Source organism: Enterobacter sp. EC_50 (assembly GCF_019584525.1).
GTDB lineage: Bacteria > Pseudomonadota > Gammaproteobacteria > Enterobacterales > Enterobacteriaceae > Enterobacter > Enterobacter roggenkampii.
In genome coordinates, this window is record NZ_VDAF01000009.1 from 103,578 (window position 1) to 119,375 (window position 15,798).

General features: G+C 58.3%; 18 protein-coding genes. 6 read left to right on the forward strand and 12 right to left on the reverse strand.

Annotated features, from left to right (window positions below; translation table 11 throughout):
- Window positions 1-103: 103 nt before the first annotated feature.
- A complete protein-coding gene (gene cueR / locus FHC48_RS09600) occupies window positions 104-514 on the forward strand; it encodes a Cu(I)-responsive transcriptional regulator (protein WP_008499310.1) in 411 nt (136 codons plus the stop codon).
- Here the strand turns inward: cueR and FHC48_RS09605 are convergent.
- From FHC48_RS09605 to FHC48_RS09615, 3 genes are read right to left on the reverse strand one after another with little or no spacing between them, the layout of a single operon-like run.
- Window positions 511-963, reverse strand: a complete 453-nt coding sequence (locus FHC48_RS09605; RefSeq protein WP_008499311.1) for an NfeD family protein — start codon at window positions 961-963, stop codon at window positions 511-513. The two genes, cueR and FHC48_RS09605, sit on opposite strands and share 4 nt — an antisense overlap.
- Entirely contained in the window at window positions 960-1,874 is a 915-nt protein-coding gene (locus tag FHC48_RS09610) for an SPFH domain-containing protein (protein ID WP_008499312.1), read from the reverse strand. Before FHC48_RS09610 ends, FHC48_RS09605 begins: the two co-directional genes overlap by 4 nt.
- Window positions 1,875-1,918: 44 nt before the next feature.
- Complete coding sequence (locus FHC48_RS09615) at window positions 1,919-2,770, reverse strand: hypothetical protein (RefSeq protein WP_023326818.1); 852 nt, start codon at window positions 2,768-2,770, stop codon at window positions 1,919-1,921.
- A 143-nt stretch (window positions 2,771-2,913) separates the two neighbouring features.
- Between FHC48_RS09615 and fetA the strand changes: the two genes are divergently transcribed.
- Together fetA and fetB are read left to right on the forward strand one after the other, a co-directional pair.
- On the forward strand, window positions 2,914-3,585 hold the full coding sequence (gene fetA / locus FHC48_RS09620) for an iron efflux ABC transporter ATP-binding subunit FetA (RefSeq protein ID WP_008499314.1): 672 nt from the start codon (window positions 2,914-2,916) through the stop codon (window positions 3,583-3,585).
- The gene (gene fetB / locus FHC48_RS09625) at window positions 3,578-4,360 is read left to right on the forward strand and encodes an iron efflux ABC transporter permease subunit FetB (protein WP_023293126.1); all 783 of its coding nucleotides are present in this window, start codon (window positions 3,578-3,580) and stop codon (window positions 4,358-4,360) included. Before fetA ends, fetB begins: the two co-directional genes overlap by 8 nt.
- Window positions 4,361-4,409: 49 nt before the next feature.
- On the opposite strand, the gene FHC48_RS09630 is transcribed toward fetB, so the two are convergent.
- Genes FHC48_RS09630 through tesA form a run of 3 tightly spaced genes read right to left on the reverse strand, consistent with a single transcriptional unit; the run spans window position 4,410 to window position 6,748 of the window.
- On the reverse strand, window positions 4,410-5,264 hold the full coding sequence (locus FHC48_RS09630; protein ID WP_023293125.1) for a co-chaperone YbbN: 855 nt from the start codon (window positions 5,262-5,264) through the stop codon (window positions 4,410-4,412).
- A 58-nt stretch (window positions 5,265-5,322) separates the two neighbouring features.
- Window positions 5,323-6,093, reverse strand: a complete 771-nt coding sequence (locus FHC48_RS09635) for an SDR family oxidoreductase (protein WP_059364405.1) — start codon at window positions 6,091-6,093, stop codon at window positions 5,323-5,325.
- Window positions 6,094-6,121: 28 nt separating this feature from the next.
- Entirely contained in the window at window positions 6,122-6,748 is a 627-nt protein-coding gene (tesA, locus tag FHC48_RS09640; RefSeq protein ID WP_122008371.1) for a multifunctional acyl-CoA thioesterase I/protease I/lysophospholipase L1, read from the reverse strand.
- Between tesA and ybbA the strand changes: the two genes are divergently transcribed.
- The 3 genes from ybbA to FHC48_RS09655 all read left to right on the forward strand — a co-directional run bounded on the left by ybbA (window position 6,716) and on the right by FHC48_RS09655 (window position 11,142).
- Window positions 6,716-7,402 carry a putative ABC transporter ATP-binding protein YbbA gene (ybbA, locus tag FHC48_RS09645; protein WP_008499319.1) on the forward strand — a complete coding sequence of 229 codons (687 nt, stop codon included), beginning with the start codon at window positions 6,716-6,718 and terminating at the stop codon, window positions 7,400-7,402. The two genes, tesA and ybbA, sit on opposite strands and share 33 nt — an antisense overlap.
- Entirely contained in the window at window positions 7,399-9,813 is a 2,415-nt protein-coding gene (ybbP, locus tag FHC48_RS09650; protein ID WP_059364404.1) for a putative ABC transporter permease subunit YbbP, read from the forward strand. Before ybbA ends, ybbP begins: the two co-directional genes overlap by 4 nt.
- Window positions 9,814-9,996: 183 nt before the next feature.
- Window positions 9,997-11,142 carry a porin gene (locus FHC48_RS09655; RefSeq protein WP_023293123.1) on the forward strand — a complete coding sequence of 382 codons (1,146 nt, stop codon included), beginning with the start codon at window positions 9,997-9,999 and terminating at the stop codon, window positions 11,140-11,142.
- 90 nt (window positions 11,143-11,232) lie between these two features.
- On the opposite strand, the gene mnmH is transcribed toward FHC48_RS09655, so the two are convergent.
- The 6 genes from mnmH to ppiB all read right to left on the reverse strand — a co-directional run bounded on the left by mnmH (window position 11,233) and on the right by ppiB (window position 15,699).
- Window positions 11,233-12,303, reverse strand: coding sequence for a tRNA 2-selenouridine(34) synthase MnmH (gene mnmH, locus FHC48_RS09660; RefSeq protein WP_025912645.1), 1,071 nt, complete (start codon window positions 12,301-12,303; stop codon window positions 11,233-11,235).
- An 85-nt stretch (window positions 12,304-12,388) separates the two neighbouring features.
- Window positions 12,389-13,456 carry a 5-(carboxyamino)imidazole ribonucleotide synthase gene (gene purK, locus FHC48_RS09665; RefSeq protein WP_032656600.1) on the reverse strand — a complete coding sequence of 356 codons (1,068 nt, stop codon included), beginning with the start codon at window positions 13,454-13,456 and terminating at the stop codon, window positions 12,389-12,391.
- A complete protein-coding gene (gene purE, locus FHC48_RS09670; protein ID WP_023616863.1) occupies window positions 13,453-13,962 on the reverse strand; it encodes a 5-(carboxyamino)imidazole ribonucleotide mutase in 510 nt (169 codons plus the stop codon). Before purE ends, purK begins: the two co-directional genes overlap by 4 nt.
- A 171-nt stretch (window positions 13,963-14,133) precedes the next feature.
- A complete protein-coding gene (locus FHC48_RS09675) occupies window positions 14,134-14,343 on the reverse strand; it encodes a YdgH/BhsA/McbA-like domain containing protein (RefSeq protein WP_059364403.1) in 210 nt (69 codons plus the stop codon).
- A gap of 135 nt (window positions 14,344-14,478) precedes the next feature.
- A complete protein-coding gene (gene lpxH / locus FHC48_RS09680; protein ID WP_059359808.1) occupies window positions 14,479-15,201 on the reverse strand; it encodes a UDP-2,3-diacylglucosamine diphosphatase in 723 nt (240 codons plus the stop codon).
- 3 nt (window positions 15,202-15,204) lie between these two features.
- Window positions 15,205-15,699 carry a peptidylprolyl isomerase B gene (gene ppiB / locus FHC48_RS09685; RefSeq protein WP_008499327.1) on the reverse strand — a complete coding sequence of 165 codons (495 nt, stop codon included), beginning with the start codon at window positions 15,697-15,699 and terminating at the stop codon, window positions 15,205-15,207.
- Window positions 15,700-15,798: the final 99 nt, after the last annotated feature.

A 15,798-nucleotide genomic window follows, 5' to 3' on the forward strand; every position in this document is an offset into this window, starting at 1 on the left:
AAACTCCCGTATAATATATTGGTCAGTTGTTGACCGGAGTAACGCTTTTCGCTAACTGTTATGAAGGTAAACCTTCCATCAAGGGGAAGGTCAAGGGGGAAATGTGAATATCAGTGACGTGGCAAAAAAAACCGGCTTAACCAGCAAAGCGATCCGCTTTTATGAAGAGAAGGGGCTGGTAACGCCGCCGCTGCGCAGTGAAAACGGCTACCGCAGCTACACGCAGCTGCATCTCGATGAGCTGACGCTGCTGCGCCAGGCAAGACAGGTCGGGTTTAATCTGGAAGAGTGCGGCGAGCTGGTTAACCTGTTCAACGATCCTAAGCGTCACAGCGCCGACGTGAAAAAACGCACCCTGGAAAAGGTGGCCGAAATTGAACGCCACATCGTCGAGCTACAGTCGATGCGCGAACAGCTGCTGCAGCTCGCGGACTCCTGTCCGGGGGATGACAGCGCCGACTGCCCGATTATTGATAATCTTGCCGGCTGCTGCCACCGCAAAACCCACGCTTAACAGGCTTTTACCCGCAGGGTAATACCTTCCACCGCAATGACTTCAACCCGCGTGCCGGCGCTGAGGTCATCGTCGGCCACCACCGGCCACGAGCTGTCGCCTACGCGCATGTGCCCGCGTCCGTTCACCAGCGCGGTGTCGAGGGTAAAACGCTTGCCGACAATCTGCTGTCCGCGCTGGTTAAGGTGGGCGTCCACCGGTTTCTGCTCGTTAACCCGCCGGTTAAGCCAGCGCCACCACAGCCAGGCGGCCACCAGCGTCAGCGCGGCAAACAGCGCCCCCTGCCACGCCCAGTCCAGGGGAAGGATCCAGACCAGAAGACCGGTAATGACGGCGGCCACACCGCTCCAGAGCAGGTAGCCGTTGCCGCCCAGCATCTCCGCTGCCAGCAATAAGCCACCGAGACTTAGCCAGAAGGCATGAGGATGTGCAACGATGAGCTCAATCATTTTTTACGCTCGTTTCCGCTGTCCTTAATCAGTTCGGCGATCCCCGCGATAGAGCCCATCAGGCTGCTGGCATCCAGCGGCATCATCACCACTTTGCTGTTGTTCGCCGAGCCGATCTCTTTCAGCGCGTCGGTATATTTTTGCGCAACGAAGTAGTTCACGGCCTGAATATCACCGGCGGCAATTGCCTCGGACACCATCTGGGTCGCGCGGGCTTCCGCTTCGGCGGAACGTTCACGCGCTTCCGCCTGTAAGAACGCGGACTGACGGTCGCCTTCCGCTTTCAGGATCTGCGACTGTTTTTCCCCTTCCGCTTTGAGGATCTCCGCCTGGCGTACCCCTTCGGCTTCCAGAATGTAGGCGCGCTTGGTTCGCTCGGCTTTCATCTGGGCGTTCATGGAGGCGATCAGTTCCGCCGGCGGGCGCACGTCGCGGATCTCGATGCGGGTGACTTTGATCCCCCACGGGTTGGTGGCCTCATCGACAATGTGCAGCAGGCGGGTGTTAATGCTGTCGCGCTGGGAAAGCATCTCGTCCAGCTCCATCGAGCCGAGTACGGTACGGATGTTGGTCATCGTCAGGTTGACGATCGCCAGCTCCAGGTTGCTGACCTCATAGGCCGCTTTCGGCGCATCAATCACCTGAATAAAACAGACGGCGTCGATGGTGACGTTGGCGTTATCCTTGGAGATCACTTCCTGGGACGGAATGTCCAGAACCTGCTCCATCATGTTGATCTTGCGGCCTATCCTGTCCATGAACGGGACAATCAGGCTTAAGCCGGGCTGGAGCGTGTTGGTGTAACGGCCGAAACGCTCGACGGTCCACTGATAACCCTGAGGGACAATTTTGACGCCAGCGCCCACGATAACCAGCGCAACGAAAATAAGGACGGGAACAACGATAAGCATAAAAACCTCCTGTTTTGCATGCCGTGATGAGTGAAAGTGTGTGTTTATTGCTCGTAAGTATAGGTAAAGTCAGAGATGAAGCCATCACCCGCTTCGGCAATGGCTTTGGATAATCCCTGGTAGTAATGCTCCAGCCCCCGCGCTTCGATACGCTGGATCTGTTCGCGAAGGGGGGCGCAGAATAGAACGGCATTTCCCGCCTCAACGCGTTTGTTATTCGGTGGAAGGTCGCCCGCGATGGCTTTAAACCAGGTTCTGATGCCCTGCTTTAAATTATGCGGCGCTTTTGCCAGGTTATCCATGCCCGTCAGGATCTGCAGAGTAGGGAACTCATCGGCCTGCACGGCGGTTTTCATGCGCGCAAAGAACTGGCTGAACAGCTCGAACGAGCCCAGATCGGTGACGCGGGGCTTGGTGGTTTTACCGTTTTTATTGCCGATTTTACCTGCCGCTGACGCCGTGGCCGGAACCGCGTTCACCTTTTCCAGCTCCAGTCCGAACAGCAAATTGCAGTGCGCGCGGCGCGCTTTCAGCGGGTAGGACATCAGGACGTCAATGAACTGGGTGGCTTTCACATCCGCAAGATTGTGGTTGATAAGCCACTGGGTGCGCGAAAATTCCGCCGGAGAGACGAACCAGTCCGGCACCTCATTGAAGCGTTTTGATTTGCCTTTACCGTCAAATTCAAGGAAGTGTGTCCCGTTGTCGAAGGCAAAATAGCAATTTTTGAAGCTGCCGATCGTGGTGTTCACGATGAGCGCCTTCTTAACAAAATCGACCACCTCTTCACCCATCACAAAACGCGTGCGTTCCGACGATTTGATGACGTCCATTAATGTTTCGACATCAGGAACACCAGGCTTCAGGGAGGGAAACTCATAAAAAATATGTGCCATGCTGCATACTTCCTGTAGTGATGGTGGTGACAATTTACAAACAAAAAGCTTAACACTTGCTTCAGCGTGAGGCTATTCGCGCTGCGCGGGCGAAAGGATTATGCTACAGACGGTTATGACAAAAAGCGGTCAACGGAAGCGCAATGAACGATAAAAAAAACGTATTACTGCTCAGGGATGTCGGATTTCGAGTCGGGGAAAACACGATCCTGCAGCACGTCGGGTTTAGCCTGTCGCCGGGCGAGTTTAAATTAATCACGGGTCCCTCAGGCTGTGGGAAAAGCACGCTGCTGAAGATTGTGGCGTCACTCCTCAGCCCGACGGAAGGAGCCATTCTGTTTGAAGGCGAGGATATCGCCTCGCTTTCCCCGGAAAGCTATCGCCAGCAGGTCTCGTACTGCGTGCAAACGCCCGTGCTTTTTGGCGATACGGTCTATGACAACCTGATTTTTCCGTGGCAAATCCGCAATAAAACGCCGGAGCCGGAAAAGTTTATCCACGATCTGGCCCGCTTTGGGCTGGCGCAGGAGACGCTGAGCAAATCCATCAACGCGCTGTCGGGCGGCGAAAAGCAGCGGGTCTCGCTGATCCGCAACCTGCAGTTTTTACCGAAGGTGTTGTTGCTGGACGAAATCACCAGCGCGCTCGATGACGTCAACAAGCGCAACGTTAACGAGATTATTCATCGTTACGCCCGGGAGCAGAACATTGCCGTGCTCTGGGTGACGCACGACGCTAACGAAATAACCCATGCGGATGACGTAATCACGCTCCAGCCGCACGGCGGGAAAATGCAGGAGGCAAACCGTGGGTGAGCATAACATTACGAACGAATCGCTGGCCTTTTCGATGGTGCTGGTGCTGATTGCGATTGTGGTCAGCTACCGGGAAAAGCTGGGGCTGGAAAAAGATATCGTGTGGAGTATCTGCCGCGCGGTGATTCAGCTCATCATCGTCGGCTATGTGCTGAAGTATATCTTCAACGTTAACCACGCGGTGCTGACGCTGCTGATGGTGCTGTTTATCTGCTTTAACGCGGCGTGGAATGCGCAAAAGCGCAGTAAATACATCGATAAGGCGTTTGTCTCATCGTTTATTGCGATTACCACCGGAACGGCGCTCACGCTGGCGGTGCTGGTACTTTCCGGCTCGATTGAGTTTACGCCGATGCAGGTCATCCCTATTTCCGGGATGATTGCGGGGAACGCGATGGTGGCCGTTGGGCTCTGTTATAACAATCTCGGCCAGCGTTTCAGCAGCGAACAGCAGCAGCTGCAGGAGAAACTAAGCCTGGGGGCAACGCCAAAAGTGGCCTCGGCGCGGCTGATTCGCGAGAGCATTCGCTCATCGCTGATCCCTACGGTAGATTCCGCCAAAACGGTGGGGCTGGTGAGCCTGCCGGGCATGATGTCGGGGCTGATTTTTGCCGGTATCGATCCGGTAAAAGCGATTAAGTATCAGATCATGGTGACGTTTATGCTGCTTTCCACGGCAAGCCTGTCCACCATCATTGCCTGCTACCTGACCTATCGGAAGTTCTACAACGCGCGCCACCAGCTGGTGGTGACGCAGTTGAAAAAGACGGGGTAACATCGTCTTTGTAGGCCCGGTAAGGCGAAGCCGCCACCGGGCTTTTTTATCAATACAACAGCGCGTAAAGCTGACGACGATACTTCGACGCCAGCGCGTCGCCGGTGCCCAGCGCGGCCAGGATCTCCTGGAACATCTTGCGCGCCTGACCGTCTGCGGCGGCTAAATCTTTTTGCAGATGGCTGAAGAGCAGCTCAAGCGCCTCTTCGTTACGCCCCACCTGATGCAGCTGCAGCGCAAGCTGGCTTGCCAGCGCGGCATCCGCCGGATTGTCGGCAACCTGCTGCTGCAGCTGTTGAATTTCCGGGGTATCCGCCGCCTGCTTCAGCAGCTCAATCTGTGCAACCAGCCCCTGATAGCGGGTGTCCTGATCCTGCAGCGGAACCGTCTTGAGTACGGCCTCCGCGTCTTCTGAGCGGTGCAGGGCGATCTGCGTCTCCGCCAGCAGCAGGCCAATCTGGCTGTTCTGTTTTGACAGCTGCCACGCCTCTTTCAGCAGCGGCAGCGCCTCGTCGTATTTGCCTTCCTGCATCAGCGCCATGCCTTCCTGCGCTTTCAGCTCTTCTTCGCGCGGCAGCACCTTATCCAGCAGGGCGCGGATAGCCTCTTCCGGCTGCGGCCCCTGGAAGCCATCAACAGGCTGGCCGTTCTGGAACAGATAGACGGTAGGAATGGCGCGCAGACCAAACTGAGACGCGACCATCGGCTCGGCGTCACAGTCCAGCTTTGCGAGAATGAACTGACCGTTGTACTGGGCGGCAAGGCTTTCCAGCACCGGCGTCAGCTGCAGACAGTGTTGGCTACGTTCAGACCAGAAGTAGAACAGGACCGGTTTGGTCATCGACTGTTCAAGAGTCTGTTGCAGGTTAGCTTCTGTGATATTGACGATATTCTGTACGGACATGCGGCTTTCTCTTTTGTCGGTTTGTTCTTTACATGGGGATGCGCGTCGTCGCTTCAACTCAACCGTGTAAAATTTTGTCCATTATTCGGCCCGGCAGCAGGCGTTTTAACCAGCCGACGGCGTGGGTGACCAGCGTCACCGGATAGCGCATTTTGGGATGTTCACTCTCAAAAGCATGGCGCACTTTGGCCACCACCGCCTCGGGCCCGAGGGTAAAACGTGCGGCGATGCCGGGGTTCTCGACCGGTTTATCCGCCTGCGTCTGGTTAACGTTTTCGGTAAAGCGGGTGCGGATCGGGCCGGGTTCAATCAGACTGACCTTTATGCCGCTGTGGCGTAGCTCCATGCGCAGGGCGTCGGACCAGGCCTCCAGCGCATATTTACTGGCGGCGTAGGCGCCGCGGCCCGGGGTGGAAATCAGCCCCATCACTGACGATGTCATCACGATGCGCCCTTCACCGTGCGGCAGCATCGCGGGGAGCAGACGCATGGTGAGCTGATGTACGCCGAAAAAGTTGGTCGAAAACTGCTTCTCCAGCGTTTCGCGGGAGAGGGTGTCCAGCGGGCCATACACGCCGTAACCGGCATTATTAAACAGGCCGTAAAGACGATTACCGGTCAGGGAGATCACCTCATCGGCGGCGTGGTCAACGCTCTCCGGCGAGTCCATATCCAGCAGCACGCCGGTAAAGCCCAGCCCGTTCATGCGTTCGACATCGTCGGGTTTGCGACAGGCTGCCAGCACCCTGAATCCCTGGCGCTTTAGTTCAAGCGCGCTTTCAAGGCCGATTCCGCTGGAACATCCTGTAATTAAGACCGATTTTTGCATAACTTTACCTGTCAGGATCTCCGCTTAATCAGGAGTCATGTTTAACTAAAGGAGCCAGCCGCGTTGCCATCCAGTCGGCAATAAACGGCTGCGCATCGCGATTGGGGTGGATCCCGTCGTCTTGCATCCACTGGGGTTTGAGATAGACCTCTTCCATGAAAAATGGCAGCAGCGGAATATCAAACTCTTTGGCAAGCTTGGGGTAGATCGCGCTAAAGGCCTCATTATACCGACGACCGTAGTTGGCGGGCAGGCGAATTTGCATCAGCAGCGGCTGGGCGTTTGCCGCCTTGATCTCCTGCAAAATGGTGCGCAGCGTATCCTCCGTTTGCTGTGGCTGGAAACCGCGCAGGCCATCATTACCGCCGAGCTCAACCAGCACCCAGCGCGGCTGATGCTGCTTGAGCAGCGCAGGCAGGCGCGATAAACCTTGCTGTGAGGTATCGCCGCTGATGCTGGCGTTGATTACAGGCGTTTTGCTCTGCCATTTGTCATTGAGCAGAGCGGGCCAGGCCGCGCCAGCCGCCATGCGATAGCCTGCGCTCAGGCTGTCGCCGAGAACCAGTAACGTGTCCGCTGCCGCCGCGCGGAAGGTCATCAGAATCAAAAACAGGAAGGGCAAATGCCAGCGGAAAACAGTGTTGAAGTTCATCATCTTAAGAAGTCCGTCGGTCAGGGGGAACACGAGCTTTCCATCCTTACTGGAGTTGAACTCGTTGTCAAACGCGCCGAAACCATCGCGCTGATTGGCGAATCCGGTTCCGGTAAGTCCACGCTGCTGGCGATTTTAGCCGGTCTGGACGACGGCAGCAGCGGCGAGGTCCACCTTGTCGGGCAGCCGCTGCATCAGCTTGATGAAGAGGCGCGGGCCGCGCTGCGCGCGCGTCACGTTGGTTTTGTCTTTCAGTCCTTTATGCTGATCCCAACCCTGAACGCCCTGGAAAACGTCGAGCTCCCGGCGCTGTTGCGCGGTGAAAACAGCCGTGAAAGCCGCGCTCATGCGAAGGCGCTGCTGGAACAGCTCGGTCTGGGCAAGCGCCTCGACCATCTTCCCGCCCAGCTTTCCGGCGGTGAGCAGCAGCGCGTGGCGCTGGCCCGCGCGTTTAACGGCCGCCCTGAGGTGCTCTTTGCCGATGAGCCTACCGGCAACCTTGACCGTAAAACCGGCGACAGGATTGCCGACCTGCTGTTTTCGCTCAACCGCGAGCACGGCACCACGCTGATCCTCGTCACCCACGATCCGCAGCTCGCGGCGCGCTGCGACCGTCGCCTGCGGCTGGTGAACGGTGTTCTGCAGGAGGAAGCATGATTACCCGCTGGTTCTGGCGCGAGTGGCGCTCGCCCTCGCTGCTGATTGTCTGGCTGGCGCTCAGCCTGGCGGTGGCCTGCGTGCTGGCGCTCGGCAGCGTCAGCGACCGCATGGAAAAAGGGCTCAGCCAGCAGAGCCGGGAGTTTATGGCGGGGGACAGGGCGCTGGAAAGCTCCCGCCCCGTGCCGCCGGGCTGGATTGAAGCAGCGCGCAAAGAAGGGCTGAAGGTGGGAGAGCAGCTCACCTTCCAGACCATGACCTTCGCGGGCGACATGCCGCAGCTGGCGAGCGTCAAGGCCGTCGATGATATCTACCCGATGTACGGTGACTTACAGACCAGTCCGCCGGGGTTAAAGCCGACGCCCGGTACGGTGCTGCTGGCATCGCGTCTGATGGCGCTGCTGAACCTCAAACCCGGCGACAGTATCGACGTCGGCGACGCCACGCTGAAAATCGCCGGGGAAGTGGTGCAGGAGCCCGACGGCGGATTTAACCCGTTCCAGCTTGCGCCGCGTCTGCTGATGAACACCGCGGATGTCGCGGCCACCCATGCGGTACAGCCGGGCAGCCGCGTCACCTGGCGCTATAAGTTTGGCGGCACGCCCGCCCAGCTTGCCGCGTATGAAAAATGGCTTCTGCCGCAGCTCAAACCGGAACACCGCTGGTACGGGCTGGAGCAGGACGAGGGGGCGCTCGGTAAATCTCTGGAGCGCTCTCAGCAGTTCCTGCTGCTGTCGGCCCTGTTGACCCTGCTGCTGGCGGTGGCGGCGGTGGCCGTGGCGATGGGGCACTACTGCCGCAGCCGCTACGACCTGGTGGCGATCCTCAAAACCCTCGGGGCGGGGCGGGCGCAGCTGCGCAAGCTGATTGTCGGCCAGTGGCTGATGCTGCTGGTCCTGTCGGCGCTGACCGGCGGAATAATGGGGCTGCTGTTTGAAAAACTGCTGATGGTAATGCTGAAGCCGGTGCTCCCGGCCGCCTTGCCGCCGGCCAGCCTCTGGCCGTGGCTGTGGGCGATGGGCGCGATGACGGTGATCTCGGTGCTGGTGGGGCTCCGGCCCTACCGCCTGCTGCTCGCCACGCAGCCGCTGCGCGTGCTTCGCAACGATGTGGTGGCGAACGTCTGGCCGCTGAAGTTCTACCTTCCGGTGATTATTGCGGTGGCGGTGGGGCTGCTGGCGTGGCTGATGGGCGGCAGCACGCTGCTGTGGGCGGTGCTGGCCGGGGCGGTTGTGCTGGCGCTGCTGTGCGGCGTGCTGGGCTGGATACTGCTCAACCTCCTGAAAAGGGTGACGGTAAAATCCCTGCCCGTGCGCCTGGCGGTCAACCGTCTGCTGCACCAGCCCTGGTCTACGCTCAGCCAGCTGTCGGCGTTCTCGCTGTCGTTTATGCTGCTGGCACTGCTGCTGGTGCTGCGCGGCGATCTGCTCGACCGCTGGCAGCAGCAGCTTCCGCCAGAAAGCCCGAACTATTTCCTGATCAATATCGCCCCTGAGCAGGTTACGCCGCTGAAGGGCTTCCTGGCGGAGCATCACATCATCCCCGAGTCGTTCTATCCCATCGTTCGCGCGCGTCTGACGCAGATCAACGGCCAGCCAACGGAGGGGAATAAGGACGAGTCGCTTAACCGCGAGCTGAATCTGACATGGCAGGATAAACGCCCTGATCACAACCCGATAACCGCCGGCACCTGGCCGCCAAAAGCGGGGGAGGTGTCGATGGAGGAGGGGCTGGCGACGCGCCTGAACGTGAAGCTGGGAGACAGCGTGACCTTCACCGGCGATACCCAGGATTTCACCGCGAAAGTCACCAGCCTGCGTAAAGTGGACTGGGAAAGCCTGCGGCCCAACTTCTTCTTTATCTTCCCGCCGGGGGCGCTGGACGGGCAGCCGCAGAGCTGGCTGACCAGCTTCCGCTGGGAATACGGCAACGGCATGCTGACCCAGCTCAACCGGGAGTTTCCGACGGTCAGCCTGCTGGATATCGGCGCGATCCTCAAACAGGTGGGGCAGGTGCTGGAGCAGGTGAGCCGCGCGCTGGAGGTCATGGTGGTGCTGGTGACGATCTGCGGCGTGCTGTTGCTGTTGGCCCAGGTTCAGGTGGGCATGCGCCAGCGCCATCAGGAACTGGTGGTTTACCGCACGCTGGGGGCCGGTAAGCGGCTGCTGCGAATGACGCTCTGGAGCGAGTTTGCGCTGCTGGGGCTGGTGGCCGGTCTGGTGGCCGCCATTGGCGCAGAGACGGCGCTGGCGGTGCTGCAGACAAAGGTCTTCGACTTCCCGTGGGAGCCTGACTGGCGTCTTTGGTTGACTCTGCCTCTGTGCGGCGCGGGGCTGCTTTCTCTCTGCGGAGGCTGGCTCGGCACGCGGCTGTTAAAGGGCAAAGCCCTGTTCCGTCAGTTTGCGAGTTGATTTAGTATAGTGATAATTACGCACCGGATTTTTATGCCGGTGCGTAGTGTTTAAATAGCACAAAGTGATAATACCCACTCATTTAGTAGCACAAAACATTAAAAACCCGTCCACACAGCCCGATTATTTCCAGTTAATATTCACCCGCTAAATATTTAGCAGCGTGTCTATTAAGGAAAAATAATGACTATAAAAAAATCAGCGCTGGCGGCAACGATTGGCGCGGCAGTGGCATTAACGACCTTCGCTTCTCAGGCGGAAATCACCGTTCTTAAGCAGGATCCTCAGGCGGGTAACCCGCTGAGCCGCCTGAACTTCACCGTTGGCGGCAGTATTCGTCCTCAGTTCCAGAACATGACCGGCGACGACGGGAAAAACAGCTACAAGCGTAACGGCTTTGACGGCGGCACCCGCTTCCGTTTCGCGGCAGATTACTACCTGTTTGATGACATCAGCTGGATCAGCTACTACGAGCTGGGTGTGAATATTCCTGCGCAGTTTAACTGGGATCACCACTACGCCGAAGGCGCACACGACACCACGCGTCGTATGCTCTATACCGGTCTGAAGAGCGACACCTGGGGTACGCTGACCTTCGGTCAACAGAACAGCGTTTACTATGATGTGGTTGGCGCGAAAACCGATATCTGGGACTACGACATGATCGCTCAGGCACCGGGTAACGGGATCAACGGCGACTACGACGGTTCTTACCGTTCACGCCAGATGCTGAAATATAAGAAAACCGTGGGCGATGCTGACATTTATGCATCCTACCTGTTTGAAGACAGCGAATTCCTGCCGGGCAACGGCCTGCGCTACAAGCGTAAAGGCGGCGGCTCGCTGGGTCTGGATTACCACCTGACTACCGATCTGACCTGGGGCGCCGCGTGGAACTACACCCGCGCCGACATGCGTAACCCGGACAACGGCGACAGCAAAACCTACGACCAGAACATCCTCGGTACCGCGCTGAGCTGGACCCCGGACAACTGGACCTTCTCCGCAGGCGGCGGCTGGTACCAGAACTTCCTGACCACCAAAAAAGTGTCTGTTAACGACTACTTTGCAGGCGACGCGTGGGGTATTGAGTACTTCGCAGGGTACAAATTCCCAGTCGGTCAGTACGCGGTTAAATCCATCCAGCCTTACTTCATGGGTGACCGCATTGAGTACGTGAACGGCCGTAACTACCAGCGCATCGACAACGGCGTGGGTATCAGCTTCCAGCTGGATTACGGTTTCCGCGTGGATTACGAACACGTGTTCACCTCCAGCACCGACAACCTGGGCGACATGAACCTGGTGCGTCTGCGTTACGACTTCTAAGCCGTCTGTTCCCCGGTGGCGCTGCGCTTACCGGGGCCACAACAGTACGCGTAGGCCGGGTAAGGCGTAGCCGCCACCCGGCTTTATTTTTCAGCGATCAAGCCACTCAGCAATTTCTTCGTACGTCCCGCGATACACAATCTTTTCCGCCTTTTTCTCCAGCTGATAGCCGTACATCGGGTCGTAATAGTCGTTCAGGAGCGGTACAAGCCAGCTGAAGTGCGCGTCAGTGCGGCCAGAGCGTTGCTGTTCCAGCAGCGCGGAGTCTAACAGCGCGGTAAATTCCGCAAAGCGCTGCAGCCCAAGACGGCGGCGTATGGCGAACAGGCCGTGATGCAGGTACTCGCTGTATTCTTTCCAGCCCGCTTCCTCGCCGTAGGCGGCAGAAAAGTCCGCCCACATATGGTCGAAATACTCTTCGCGCAGGCGTTCAAGACGAATGTCAAACGGATCCTCGACCACGACGATAGGGGCTTCAACCATGCGGTCGCGCAGGCAGGCCGGCAGGTGGTTAGAGCCAATCATCCGGCCCTCATCTTCCAGCACCCAGCGCGCGGCGTCTTTTTTCAATAGCTCAACCGCAAGGTGATTTTCAAAGCTGGCCTGAGAAAGCTGCGGCGTGAGCGTGCGGCCAAATGACGAGCCGCGATGGTGCGCCAGCCCTTCCAGATCGATACCCTGCGCGTGCTGCTTCACCAGCAGGGTTTTACCGTTCCCGGTACAGCCGCCGATAAGCACCATCGGCTTTTGCGACTGCTCGATGGTCACCTGAATCGCCGTCTGGCGCAGGGCCTTATAGCCACCGCGGATCAGCGGATAGTCGATACCCGCCTCTTTCAGCCAGGCCTGCGAGATATGCGAGCGCTGGCCGCCGCGCGCGCAGCAGAGAAAGCCCTCAGGATGGGCAAGGCTGGCTTCGCGCCAGGCGTTGATGCGGGCCTCACGCGTGTCACCGCTCACCAGGCGATGGCCGAGCGCCAGCGCGGCGTCCGGTCCCTGACGTTTATAACAGGTGCCGACGGCGGCGCGCTCGTCATCGTTCATTAAAGGCAGGTTGACTGCCGCTGGCATCGCGCCCTGGGCAAATTCGATCGGCGCGCGAACGTCGATTAAAGGGGTATCGGACGCGAGGATCGCGCGATAGTCCGTTCCATCGTTCATGGTTATTCCAGAAGAAAGCTAAGCAGCAATGGGCGGGAATTGTACGCCGGGGAAAGAGGAGGTCAACTCCCCGGCGGAGGGAGAACTATTTAAGCTTAGATTGTGCCCAGACAATACCGCTCGCGTATTCCGGCGGCAGGAGCGGGATCATGGCTTCCAGCGTGGCGCTCAGACGGCCCGTGTCGCTGTCGTTCAGGTTCAGGTGGCCGACTTTACGACCCTCGCGGACCTCTTTGTCATACCAGTGCAGATGCACCAGCGGCAGCTTCAGCCAGTCGTAGTTCAGATCGGTCCCGATCAGGTTGATCATCACCGACGGGCTGTTCACCACCGGCTGCGGCAGCGGCAGGTCGGTAATGGCGCGCAGGTGCAGCTCAAACTGGCTGATGGAGGCGCCGTTTTGCGTCCAGTGGCCGCTGTTGTGCACGCGCGGTGCCAGCTCGTTGATCAGCAGACCGGACGGGGTGATAAAGCACTCCATCGCCATGACGCCGACATAACCGAGTTCGTGCATGATGGCAGAGAGCATCTCTTCCGCCTGCGCCTGCTGGTCGGCATTGGCGTGCGGGAAGGCGACGCTGGTGCGCAGAATGCCGTCCTGATGCAGGTTATGCGTCAGCGGATAAAACACCGTGCGGCCGTCATGCCCGCGCGCGCCAACCAGCGAGACTTCACCGCTGAAGTTAATGCCCTGCTCAACGATGCACTCGCCGTAGCAGTCATCCGGCAGCTCGGCGGTGTCGCCTGCGCGCAGGCGCCACTGGCCGCGGCCGTCGTAGCCACCCACGCGGCGCTTCACGATCGCCAGCTCGCCCAGCATGGCGAAGACGTCGTTCCACTCGCTTTTATCGGACAGGAGCTGCCACGGCGCGGTCGCGAGGCCGAGCTTGTCGAACAGCTGCTTTTGCGTCAGGCGGTCGGCAACGATCGGAAACACGTCGCGGTTAACGAAGGCGTTATGGCGCGCCAGCTCGCGGGTCAGAGCGGTCTCCGGCCAGCGTTCAATCTCGGCGGTGATCACGCTCTGGTGGAATGGGACGGCTTCTGGCTCGGCGTCCAGCCCGACGGGCCAGACGGCAATACCCAGCGGCTCACCGGCCTGACGCAGCATGCGGCCTAACTGGCCGTTACCAAGGACGCAAACCTGCTTCATGCCGCACCCCGCGGGTCCGGGTTGTCCAGCACTTCGTCGGTCTGGGCTTTACGCCACGCCGCCAGACGCTGATGTAAGTCTTTATCGTGCGTCGCCAGGATCTGCGCGGCCAGCAGGGCGGCGTTTGCGGCACCCGCTTTGCCAATCGCCAGCGTGCCGACAGGAATACCGCGCGGCATCTGAACGATGGAGTAGAGGCTGTCCACACCGCTTAACGCGGCGCTTTGTACCGGGACGCCCAGCACCGGCACCAGGGTTTTGGCGGCAATCATGCCCGGCAGATGTGCTGCGCCGCCCGCACCGGCAATGATCACCTCATAACCGTTCTCTTCGGCGCTTTCGGCGAAGCTGAACAGTTTGTCCGGTGTACGGTGCGCGGAGACCACTTCAACGTGGTGCGGAACATTCAGGATGTCAAAGATTTCGGCGGCGAACTGCATGGTAGCCCAGTCGCTTTTGGACCCCATCACGATGGCGACACGCGCCGGATTATTGCGGGAAGACATGCGTCTTAAAACTCCTGTGGTGCGAAACACACTGCTTTCGAGGGCACAGAGAATAGCATGTTATACGGGCAAGGAAAACGGTTGCGCGGTTAAATCTTGAGCCGTTGTTGCCATCAATTCATAACAAAACAGACCGCATTCTGGCGGTCTGTTTTCGTCGAGGGGCAATCATTATTTCGTCAGTTCAGCGGTCATATACACGCGATTGTCGACCTTCGCGCTGGTGATTTTATAAGACGCGCCCTGTTCAGCAGCCTGTGCAGCGATTTTCGCTTCTGCGCGGTCAAGGGTAGAGGCGGTTGCGCTCACGCTCTGCGCGAAAGAACCGAAAGAAACCAGGGAGAGAACCGCAACTGCAACGAAAGTTTTGATGGATTTCATGGTCGTATTCCTTAAGTGTTTTGTCTGGGATAGGGCGTGTTGCCCTGATGTGATAAATAATAGGCCGACCACGGGCGGATTAAAATCGAAACAATTTGCCGATATTGTTCAAAAAAATAGAATGATGTGGAGGGGTTAAAACGGAAACGCGATCAGCTCCACGCCCTCAGGCGTGACTTTGACCATGGAACCTTCGGTGTGCCAGGCACCCAATACCACGCGGTGTGCGGGCTGGCCGTTGGCGATGAGGGAATGCACGTCAGGACGATGGGTATGACCGTGGATCAGCCACTGAACGTCATGCTTTTCCATCACCCGCACGACCGCCTGCGGATTGACGTCCATGATGGTCATGGATTTGCTGCTGTTGGCGGCTTTACTGCCTGCGCGCATTCTGGCGGCGATGCGGTTGCGGATAAAGAGCGGCAGGGCAAGGAACACCTTCTGGATCCACGGGGTGTGGACTTTGGCGCGAAACGCCAGGTAGCCGGTATCGTCGGTGCAGAGCGTGTCGCCGTGCACGATCAGGACCTTGCGGCCGTAGAGGTCGAGCACCTGTTCTTCCGGCAGCAGCGTCATGCCGCTTTCACGGGCGTAGCGCTTGCCGATCAGGAAATCACGGTTGCCGTGAATGAAGTAGCAGGGGACGCCCGAATCCACCAGCGCGTGAATGGCGGCGGCCATTTCACGGTGCAGCGGGTTAGGATCGTCGTCGCCAATCCAGGCTTCAAAGAGGTCGCCCAGGATGTACAGCGCATCGGCGCTTTTCGCTTCACCGCGTAAAAAACGCAGAAAACCGGCGGTTATCGCCGGTTCTTCTGTTTGCAGATGAAGATCCGCAATAAAGAGTGTCGCCACCAATTACTCGCTGACGGTCACGCTGGTAATCACAACGTCTTCTTTTGGAACGTCCTGGTGCATACCGCTGCGGCCAGTAGAGACGGCTTTGATCTTGTCAACCACGTCCATACCTTCAACCACTTCTGCGAATACGCAGTAGCCCCAACCCTGCAGGCTTTCGCCGGAGAAGTTCAGGAAGTCGTTGTCCGCCACGTTAATGAAGAACTGTGCAGTAGCAGAGTGAGGCGCCTGAGTACGTGCCATCGCCAGCGTGCCGCGGGTGTTTTTCAGGCCGTTGTTCGCTTCGTTCTTGATCGGCTCTTTAGTGGCTTTCTGGTTCATGCCAGGCTCGAAACCGCCGCCCTGGATCATGAAACCGTTGATCACGCGGTGGAAAATGGTGTTGTTGTAGAAACCTTCGCGGCAGTAGTCCAGGAAGTTTTTAACTGTTTCAGGCGCTTTGTCATCAAAGGTTTTGATTACGATATCGCCATGATTAGTGTGGAAAGTAACCATTTTTGCATCCTGTTCCGTTATTGTGGTACGTCGACCCGCCTTCGGGTCATCTATAGGGGCTTGTTATAGCATAACCACAGGATGCGATCACCTTGCATT

Bases quoted from the DNA above. Each gene is read 5' to 3' on its own strand.
- FHC48_RS09605 (WP_008499311.1), bottom strand. From the start codon at position 963: ATGATTGAGCTCATCGTTGCACATCCTCATGCCTTCTGGCTAAGTCTC.
- FHC48_RS09610 (WP_008499312.1), bottom strand. From the start codon at position 1,874: ATGCTTATCGTTGTTCCCGTCCTTATTTTCGTTGCGCTGGTTATCGTG.
- FHC48_RS09615 (WP_023326818.1), bottom strand. From the start codon at position 2,770: ATGGCACATATTTTTTATGAGTTTCCCTCCCTGAAGCCTGGTGTTCCT.
- fetA (WP_008499314.1), top strand. From the start codon at position 2,914: ATGAACGATAAAAAAAACGTATTACTGCTCAGGGATGTCGGATTTCGA.
- FHC48_RS09630 (WP_023293125.1), bottom strand. From the start codon at position 5,264: ATGTCCGTACAGAATATCGTCAATATCACAGAAGCTAACCTGCAACAG.
- FHC48_RS09635 (WP_059364405.1), bottom strand. From the start codon at position 6,093: ATGCAAAAATCGGTCTTAATTACAGGATGTTCCAGCGGAATCGGCCTT.
- ybbA (WP_008499319.1), top strand. From the start codon at position 6,716: ATGCCAGCGGAAAACAGTGTTGAAGTTCATCATCTTAAGAAGTCCGTC.
- tesA (WP_122008371.1), bottom strand. From the start codon at position 6,748: ATGATGAACTTCAACACTGTTTTCCGCTGGCATTTGCCCTTCCTGTTT.
- ybbP (WP_059364404.1), top strand. From the start codon at position 7,399: ATGATTACCCGCTGGTTCTGGCGCGAGTGGCGCTCGCCCTCGCTGCTG.
- FHC48_RS09655 (WP_023293123.1), top strand. From the start codon at position 9,997: ATGACTATAAAAAAATCAGCGCTGGCGGCAACGATTGGCGCGGCAGTG.
- mnmH (WP_025912645.1), bottom strand. From the start codon at position 12,303: ATGAACGATGGAACGGACTATCGCGCGATCCTCGCGTCCGATACCCCT.
- purK (WP_032656600.1), bottom strand. From the start codon at position 13,456: ATGAAGCAGGTTTGCGTCCTTGGTAACGGCCAGTTAGGCCGCATGCTG.
- purE (WP_023616863.1), bottom strand. From the start codon at position 13,962: ATGTCTTCCCGCAATAATCCGGCGCGTGTCGCCATCGTGATGGGGTCC.
- FHC48_RS09675 (WP_059364403.1), bottom strand. From the start codon at position 14,343: ATGAAATCCATCAAAACTTTCGTTGCAGTTGCGGTTCTCTCCCTGGTT.
- ppiB (WP_008499327.1), bottom strand. From the start codon at position 15,699: ATGGTTACTTTCCACACTAATCATGGCGATATCGTAATCAAAACCTTT.